Annotated in this window: 5 protein-coding genes and 1 pseudogene; 2 read left to right on the top strand and 4 right to left on the bottom strand. The window is 71.4% G+C overall.

Going from position 1 to position 7,238, the window contains the following annotated elements:
* Both ACIQI7_RS37760 and ACIQI7_RS37755 read left to right on the top strand, forming a co-directional pair.
* Window positions 1-95: pseudogene (locus ACIQI7_RS37760) on the top strand (ABC transporter ATP-binding protein); the annotation flags it as partial.
* 56 nt (window positions 96-151) lie between these two features.
* The gene (locus ACIQI7_RS37755; RefSeq protein ID WP_401119065.1) at window positions 152-2,716 is read left to right on the top strand and encodes an ABC transporter permease; all 2,565 of its coding nucleotides are present in this window, start codon (window positions 152-154) and stop codon (window positions 2,714-2,716) included.
* Between the two features lie 113 nt (window positions 2,717-2,829).
* On the opposite strand, the gene ACIQI7_RS37750 is transcribed toward ACIQI7_RS37755, so the two are convergent.
* The 4 genes from ACIQI7_RS37750 to efeO form a co-directional block, all read right to left on the bottom strand.
* Window positions 2,830-3,441 (bottom strand): DUF4232 domain-containing protein, encoded by a 612-nt coding sequence (locus ACIQI7_RS37750; RefSeq protein WP_387755022.1) that lies wholly within the window; start codon window positions 3,439-3,441, stop codon window positions 2,830-2,832.
* Between the two features lie 226 nt (window positions 3,442-3,667).
* On the bottom strand, window positions 3,668-4,513 hold the full coding sequence (efeU, locus tag ACIQI7_RS37745; protein WP_401119061.1) for an iron uptake transporter permease EfeU: 846 nt from the start codon (window positions 4,511-4,513) through the stop codon (window positions 3,668-3,670).
* Window positions 4,514-4,559: 46 nt separating this feature from the next.
* Entirely contained in the window at window positions 4,560-5,861 is a 1,302-nt protein-coding gene (gene efeB, locus ACIQI7_RS37740) for an iron uptake transporter deferrochelatase/peroxidase subunit (RefSeq protein WP_401119059.1), read from the bottom strand.
* A 117-nt stretch (window positions 5,862-5,978) separates the two neighbouring features.
* Complete coding sequence (gene efeO / locus ACIQI7_RS37735) at window positions 5,979-7,124, bottom strand: iron uptake system protein EfeO (RefSeq protein WP_401119056.1); 1,146 nt, start codon at window positions 7,122-7,124, stop codon at window positions 5,979-5,981.
* Window positions 7,125-7,238 lie beyond the last annotated feature (114 nt).

Here is a 7,238-nt window from a genome sequence, read left to right as displayed (position 1 = left end):
CCGACGGCCGCATCGTCGACGAACTCCACAACCCCACCGCCGACACCGTCCTGGACCGCATGCGCCGCTTCGACGCCAAGGGCCGCACCAGCTGAGGACCCGGCCCCGAAACGCCACCCGTCCCCGAGTACCCCAGGACTGACGCTCCCCCATGTTCCGCACCGCACTGCGCAATGTGCTCGCCCACAAGGCCCGACTGCTGATGACGGTACTGGCCGTCATGCTCGGCACCGCCTTCGTGGCCGGCACGCTGGTCTTCTCCGACACCGTCGGCAACGCGCTCCGGACCCAGAACTCCAAGAGCTACACCGACATCGCCGTGACGGTCAGCGACCGCGAGGCCGCCGGCTTCGGCTACGACCACGGAGACCGGGCCGTCGACAGCCCGACCCTCACCGAGGAGACCCGTGCCAAGGTCGCCGCGCTGCCCGGCGCCGCCGAGGTCCGCGGCGTGGTCAGCGGCTTCGCCGGCATCGCCGACCGGAAGGGCGCGCTGATCGGCAACGGCTTCTCCACCACCGGCACCAACTACGTGCCGGGTGCCGACGGCACCGACCCGCGCTACCCGTTGGTCGAGGGCCGCGGCCCGAAGGACGCCACCGAGATCGCGCTGGACGCAAGGACCGCCGCCAAGGGCGGCTACCAGGTCGGCGACACCGTCCGGGTCGCCGTCAACGGCCCGGTGATGCAGCTGAAGCTCACCGGCACCGTGCACACCAACGACCCGCGCGTGGTGGCCGGCGGCTCGCTGGCCGCCTTCGACACCGCCACCGCGCAGCGGCTCTACCTGAGCCCGGGCCGCTTCGCCGAGCTGGACGTCAGGGCCCGGCCGGGCACCGACGACGCCGCGCTGCTCACCGCCGTCAAGCAGGCCGTCCCGCAGGGCGACTCCATCGAGGCCAGGACCGGCCGCGAACTCGCCGACGAGCAGGACGAGATGATCAGGAAGGGCACCACCTTCCTGACCACCTTCCTGATGGCCTTCGCCGGCATCGCGCTGTTCGTCGGCGTCTTCATCATCGCCAACACCTTCACCATGCTGGTCGCCCAGCGCACCAAGGAGCTGGCCCTGCTGCGCGCCGTCGGCGCCACCCGCCGCCAGATCACCCGCTCGGTGCTGGTCGAGGCGCTGCTGGTCGGCCTGACCGCGTCGGTGACCGGCCTGCTGGCGGGCATCGGCATCGCCGTCGGGCTCAAGTCGCTGCTCAACGGCCCGATGGACGCGAACCTGCCGGACGGCCCGCTGATCGTCGCGCCGGGCACGGTGGTCGCCGCGCTCGCGGTCGGCGTGCTGGTCACGGTACTGGCCGCCTGGCTGCCCGCCCGCCGGGCCTCCCGGATCGCCCCGGTGGCCGCGATGAGCTCGGCCGAGCAGCCCGCCACCCAGAAGGGCCTGCTGGTCCGCAACACCATCGGCCTGCTGTTCTCCCTGGCCGGCCTCGCCGCGCTGGCGGCCGGCGTGGGCGGCAAGGAGGTCAAGCTGGTCGGCGTCGGCGCCGGCGCGCTGCTGATCGGCGTGTTCGTGCTGACCCCGCTGCTGTCCCGGCCGCTGATCACCCTGATCGCCCCGCTGCTGCGCACCCTGTACGGCGCCCCGGGCAAGCTGGCCGAGGAGAACGCGATCCGCAACCCGCGCCGCACCGCCGCCACGGCCTCGGCGCTGACCGTCGGGGTCACCCTGATCACCTCGCTGACCGTGATCGGCGCCTCGGTGAACGAGGCGGTGGACAAGGCCGCCGCGACCGACCTCAAGGCCGACTACACGGTCGCGATGCAGAACTTCTCCTCGCTCTCCCCCGAGATCGCCACCCAGATCGCCAAGGCGCCCGGCGTCGGCGTGGTGAGCGCCGAACGCAGCATGTCCGTCCGGACCGGGCCGAACGGGGACGACAGCGAGTGGATCACCGCGGTGGACGCCGCGACCATCGACCAGGTGGCCACCGTCAAGGTCACCGAGGGCTCCCCGGACGCCCTCCGGCAGGGCAGGCTCCTGGTCAGTTCGGGCCGCGCCGAGCAGGCCGGGTACAAGGTCGGCGACACCCTCGCCGTCACCTACCCGGACGGCGTCGAGGGCTCGCTGACCGTCGGCGGCATCCTGGAGGCCAATACCGCGCTGGCCTCGATCGTCGCCCCGGAGGCCGTGGTCGGCCCGCACGCCAAGCCCGGCTCCGGGCTGGAGAAGATCCTGGTCAAGGGCACGAACGGCGCCACCCCCGAGCTGAAGCAGGCGCTGCGCGACGCGTCCGGCGGCAACCCGCTGATCGCGGTCAAGGGCGAGAAGGAGATCAAGGCGGAGAACCGCAAGATGGTCACCGGGATCCTGAACATGATGTACGGGCTGCTCGGCATGTCCGTGGTCATCGCGGTGCTCGGCGTGGTCAACACCATGGCGATGTCGGTGTTCGAGCGCCGCCGGGAGATCGGCATGCTGCGGGCGATCGGCCTGGACCGGCTCGGCATCCGTCGGATGGTCCGGCTGGAGTCGCTGCTGATCGCGCTGTTCGGCGGGCTGGTGGGCGTCGGCCTCGGCGTCCTGGTCGCCTGGGCGGGCGTGCGCACGCTGGCGGACAGTCTGAAGGACGTCACCACCGTGGTGCCGCCGGTGCAGATCGCCGGCTTCCTGCTCGCGGCCGCCGTGATCGGTCTGCTGGCCGCTCTCTGGCCGGCCCACCGGGCGGCGAAGCTGGACGTCCTGGACTCGATCAAGAGCCAGTAACGGTCCGGGAGGACGGAGCCGGGAGCCCCCGGGGCGGTTTCGAGGAACCGCCCCGGGGGCTCCGGCGCGTCGTGGGTCGCAAGGCGTCGTCGAACGGCGTCAGCCGGGCGGCGTCAGTTGAACAGGACCTTCTCGTTGTTCGGCTGCAGGGTGCCGGTGGTCAGCCCGGCGGCCGAGACCAGCAGCTGGCCGGCCGGCTTGCCGTCGGTGCCGAGCACCTCGGCGGTGACCGGCGCGGTCTCGTCCGGCAGGGTGACCTGGAGGCCGGTGAGCACGTGGCAGCCGGCGTCCGCCTTGTCGCAGGCCGTCCACTTGAGGCCCGCGTACCCGGACTTGTTGGGCTTCAGGGTGGTCAGCACCGCCGGCCCGGGGTGCGCCTCGCGGTTGGCCGACAGCGCGTCCGCACTGTTGTCGGCCTTCAGCCCGCCGAAGCCCGGGTAACCGTACAGGGTGCAGTTGTGGTCGCTCTTGTTCTTGATCGTCAGCATGGCCGAGCCCGCGCCCTTGATCTGCACGGTGGCGGTGACCTCGTCGCTCTTGCACCGCGAACCGGCCGCCTGGCCGGCCATCGGGTCACCGGGGACGGTGGCCCCGGCGGCGCTCGCCTTCGGGTCGCCCGGCTTGTCGTCCGTGTACTTCACGTCGTCGCACGCGGTGAGCAGAACCGTCGCCGCGAGGGCGGCGACACCGGCGGCGACTAACCTGGCAGGCCTGCGAACGGTCATGATCCCCCCATGGGTGGGTAATGGCATGGAGCTGTCACCCTTAGTACGAAGGCCGTGGCGGAACGGTTCCACTGGGGCTGCAGATTGTCAGAGCTGACCGTTTTCGTCGCTTTCCTGACTTGTTTCGGCCGGGGCTGGCCGGAACTGGCGGCAATGGGCGCCGCCTCGACGAAACCGCCCCGCCCGGCGGCTGCCGGGCGGGGCGGTGAGGGGTCGAACCGCGGTGTCAGGAGGCCGACTTGGCGGCCACCCGCGGGGCGGGCTTCGCCCGGCCGCCGCCGAAGAGGTTGAAGAACACTGCCAGCGTGGGCAGCAGGTAGGCCAGCCAGACCGCCAGCTGCAGCACCGTCGGGTCCGGCTGGAAGTTGAACACGCCCTTCAGCAGGGTGCCGTACCAGCTGTCCTTGGGAACCGCGCCGGAGATGTCGAAGGCCAGGCTGTGCAGACCGGGCAGCCAGCCGGCCTCCTGGAGGTCGTGCACCCCGTAGGCGAGCACCCCGGCCGCGACCACGACCAGCATCGCGCCGGTCCAGGTGAAGAACTTGGCCAGGTTGATCTTCAGCGCGCCCCGGTAGAACAGCCAGCCGAGCACCACCGAGGTGAGCAGGCCGAGCGCGGCGCCGACCAGCGGGTTCCAGCCGTCGTCGGTGGCCTGCACGGCCGACCAGATGAACAGCGCGGTCTCCAGGCCCTCGCGGCCGACGGCCAGGAAGGAGGTGACCACCAGGGCCGTGGTGCCCATCGCGAGCGCCGCGTCCAGCTTGCCGTGCAGCTCGGTCTTCAGGTGCCGGGCGGTGCGGCGCATCCAGAACACCATCCAGGTCACCAGGCCGACCGAGACGATCGACAGGGTGCCGCCGAGCGCCTCCTGGGCCTCGAAGGTGAGCTGCGAGGAGCCGAACTGGAGCACCGCGCCGAAGGCCATGGAGAGCGCCACGGCCGAGGCGACGCCGATCCACACCGGCGGCAGCTTGTCCTTGCGGTCGGTCTTGACCAGGTAGGCGATCAGGATGCAGACGACCAGGCTGGCTTCGAGGCCTTCGCGCAGGCCGATCAGGTAGTTGCCGAACACGCGGGCTCCCGGGGTGTCGAGGTGGTACGAGGGGGTCGGGCGGGGATCAGCCGAAGAGGGCCTGGCCCCACCACTCCCCCGGCTTGCGCACGCCCGCGGGGCAGGCGAAGTGGGCGGAACCGACGTGCTGGATGTACTCGTTGAGCTTGTCGCTCGCCGCCAGGCGGTTCTGCAGCGGGACGAAGGCCTTGCGGGTGTCGCGCTGGTAGGCGAGGAAGAACAGCCCCGCGTCCAGGCGGCCGAGGCCGTCGGTGCCGTCGGTGAAGGAGAAGCCGCGGCGCAGGATCATCAGGCCGTTGTTGGCGTCCGGGTGGGCGAGCGCGACGTGCGAGTCCGCGGGCATCGCCTTGAGGTCCGGCGCGTCGTGCTCCTTGGCCCTGCCGTACGGCGCGCCCTCGCCCTTGGTGCGGCCGAAGACGTCCTCCTGCTCCTTGAGCCCGGTGCGGTCCCAGGTCTCGATGTGCATCCGGATCCGCCGGGCGACCAGGTAGGAGCCGCCGGTCATCCACTCCGGGCCGTCGCCGGGGGCGGCCCAGACGTGGTCGGCCAGCTTCGCGGTGTCGGTGCCCGCGATGTTGTGGGTGCCGTCCTTGAACCCCATCAGGTTGCGCGGGGTCTGCGCGTCCGGGGTGGTCGAGGAGGTCTTGCCGAAGCCGAGCTGCGACCAGCGGATGTTGACGGTGCCCATGCCGATCCGGGCCAGGTTGCGGATCGCGTGCACGGCGACCTGCGGGTCGTCCGCGCAGGCCTGGACGCAGAGGTCGCCGCCGCTGCGGGTCGGGTCGAGCTTGTCGCCCTTGAAGTTCGGCAGGTCGATCAGGGCCTCGGGGCGCTTGGCCAGGAGGCCGAAGCGGTCCACGCCGTCCTTCTCGAACAGGCTCGGCCCGAAGCCGATGGTCAGGGTGAGCCGGGAGGCGGGCAGGCCGAGGGCCTCGCCGGTGTCGTCCGGCGGCGCCTCCGCCGAGTCGGGCACCGCCCCGGTGCCGACCTCGCGCCCGCCGGTCATCGCGGCGGCCGCCTTGGTCCACTCCTTGAGCATCTTGACCAGGGAGTCCCGGGTGGCCTTCTCGGAGACGTCGAAGGCGGCGAAGTGCAGCCGGTCCTGGACCGGGGTGGAGATGCCCGCCTGGTGCTCCCCGTAGAACGGCACCTCGGCGCCGACCGGCGCGGCCACCGGAACGGCGTCGTCCCGGCGGGTCGCCACGGCGACCGAGCCGACGGCGGCGGCGCCGAGCGCGACGCCCGCCCCGGCCCAGCCGATGACGGCGCGCCGGCTGACCGCGCCCCCGCTCTCGGTGGCGTCCGGGGTGGACGGCGTCCCGTTCTGCTGCTCGTGCTCCGTGTCCATCGGCGGGCGGGCCCTTCTACTGTGCCGGTCTTCTGCGCTGACCCACGGAGGCCGTGGCGGCCGGATCGCGGGCCGCCACGGCGTCGGTGGGGGTGGTGCTGCGGGTGGGTGCCGCCGTTACTTGACGACCACGGCGGCGGCCAGCTTCGACAGCGGCTCGCCCAGCGAGTTGACCGCGTCGGAGAAGGTCTTGCGCTCGGCCTCGGTGACCTTGTCGTAGGAGGTGAAGGAGCCGTCGGCCTGCTTGTACTTGGCCAGCAGGGTGTTGATGGCGGTGAACTCGGAGTCCAGCGTCTTCGCCAGCTCCGCGTCCTTCTCGGAGGCGACCGGCTTCAGCAGCTCGTAGGCCTTCTGCGCGCCCTCGACGTTGGCCTGGAAGTCGGCCAGGTCGGTGTGGCTGTAGCGGTCCTCCTCGCCGGTGATCTTGTTGGTGGCGACCTCGTCCAGCAGCTCCTTGGCGCCGTTGGCCATGCTGGTCGCGGTGATCTCCGCCTCGGGGATCTTCTTCTGCCAGTCCTTGAGGTCGGCGACCAGCTGGTCGGCGAGCTTCTTCTCGTCGTCGCCGATCTTCGCGTCGGCCCAGAGCGACTTCTCCAGCTTGTGCCAGCCGGTCCACTCCTGGCCCTGCTCCAGCTTGTCCTCGCGGGTGTCGGTCTTCGGGTCGACGTCGCCGAAGCTCTCGGCGACCGGCTCGGTGCGCTCCCAGCCGGTGCGCGAGGGCGCGTACAGCGACTTGGCCTTCTCCACGTCGCCCGACTTGATCGCGGCGGCGAAGGCCTCGACGGCCGGGATGGTGGCGTCGGCCTGCTCCTGGGCGTACTTGCGGTAGGAGTCGACGGCGGCGGCCAGGCGCGGGTCGGTCGGCGCGGCGCTGCCGCCCGCGCCGGTGACGGTGATCTTCTGGCGGATGCCGTCGCCGACCATGCCGGGCTTGCAGGCGATCTCGTACGAGCCGGCCTTGATCTCGGCGTTGATGCTGGCCTTGGTGCCGGGGCCGATGTTCTCCCGCTCGGTGACGATCTTGTCGCCCTCGCCGTAGACGTAGACCTCGGTGGTCTTGGAGCCCTTGTTGCTGATGTCCAGCACGACGTGGCCGGCCGGGAAGCTGGTCCGGGAGACCTCGCAGGCGGTGTCGGTCGCGTTCACCTTGACCGCGTCGGAGGCGGCCTTGTCGTCCTTCTTGGACGAGCAGCCGGCCAGGGTTGCGGTCGCCACGGCGAGGGTGAGCAGCGCTGCTGCGGTGGAACGGCGACGGGCGGACATGGGGGCTCCAACGGAAAAGGGCATGGGGGTGCCGAGGCAGTGCGGTCGGCTGGCGGGCCGGCCGACCATCATTAGCTAAGGCATACCTTACGTACAGACGATTTTCAGTCCATA

This window comes from Kitasatospora sp. NPDC092039, from assembly GCF_044756065.1.
Classification (GTDB): Bacteria; Actinomycetota; Actinomycetes; order Streptomycetales; family Streptomycetaceae; genus Kitasatospora.
This window is presented reverse-complemented; position numbering and strand designations above follow the sequence as displayed.

Excerpts from the sequence above, each read along its gene's own strand:
- ACIQI7_RS37750 (WP_387755022.1), bottom strand. The coding sequence starts at position 3,441 with ATGACCGTTCGCAGGCCTGCCAGGTTAGTCGCCGCCGGTGTCGCCGCC.
- efeB (WP_401119059.1), bottom strand. The coding sequence starts at position 5,861 with ATGGACACGGAGCACGAGCAGCAGAACGGGACGCCGTCCACCCCGGAC.
- ACIQI7_RS37755 (WP_401119065.1), top strand. The coding sequence starts at position 152 with ATGTTCCGCACCGCACTGCGCAATGTGCTCGCCCACAAGGCCCGACTG.
- efeO (WP_401119056.1), bottom strand. The coding sequence starts at position 7,124 with ATGTCCGCCCGTCGCCGTTCCACCGCAGCAGCGCTGCTCACCCTCGCC.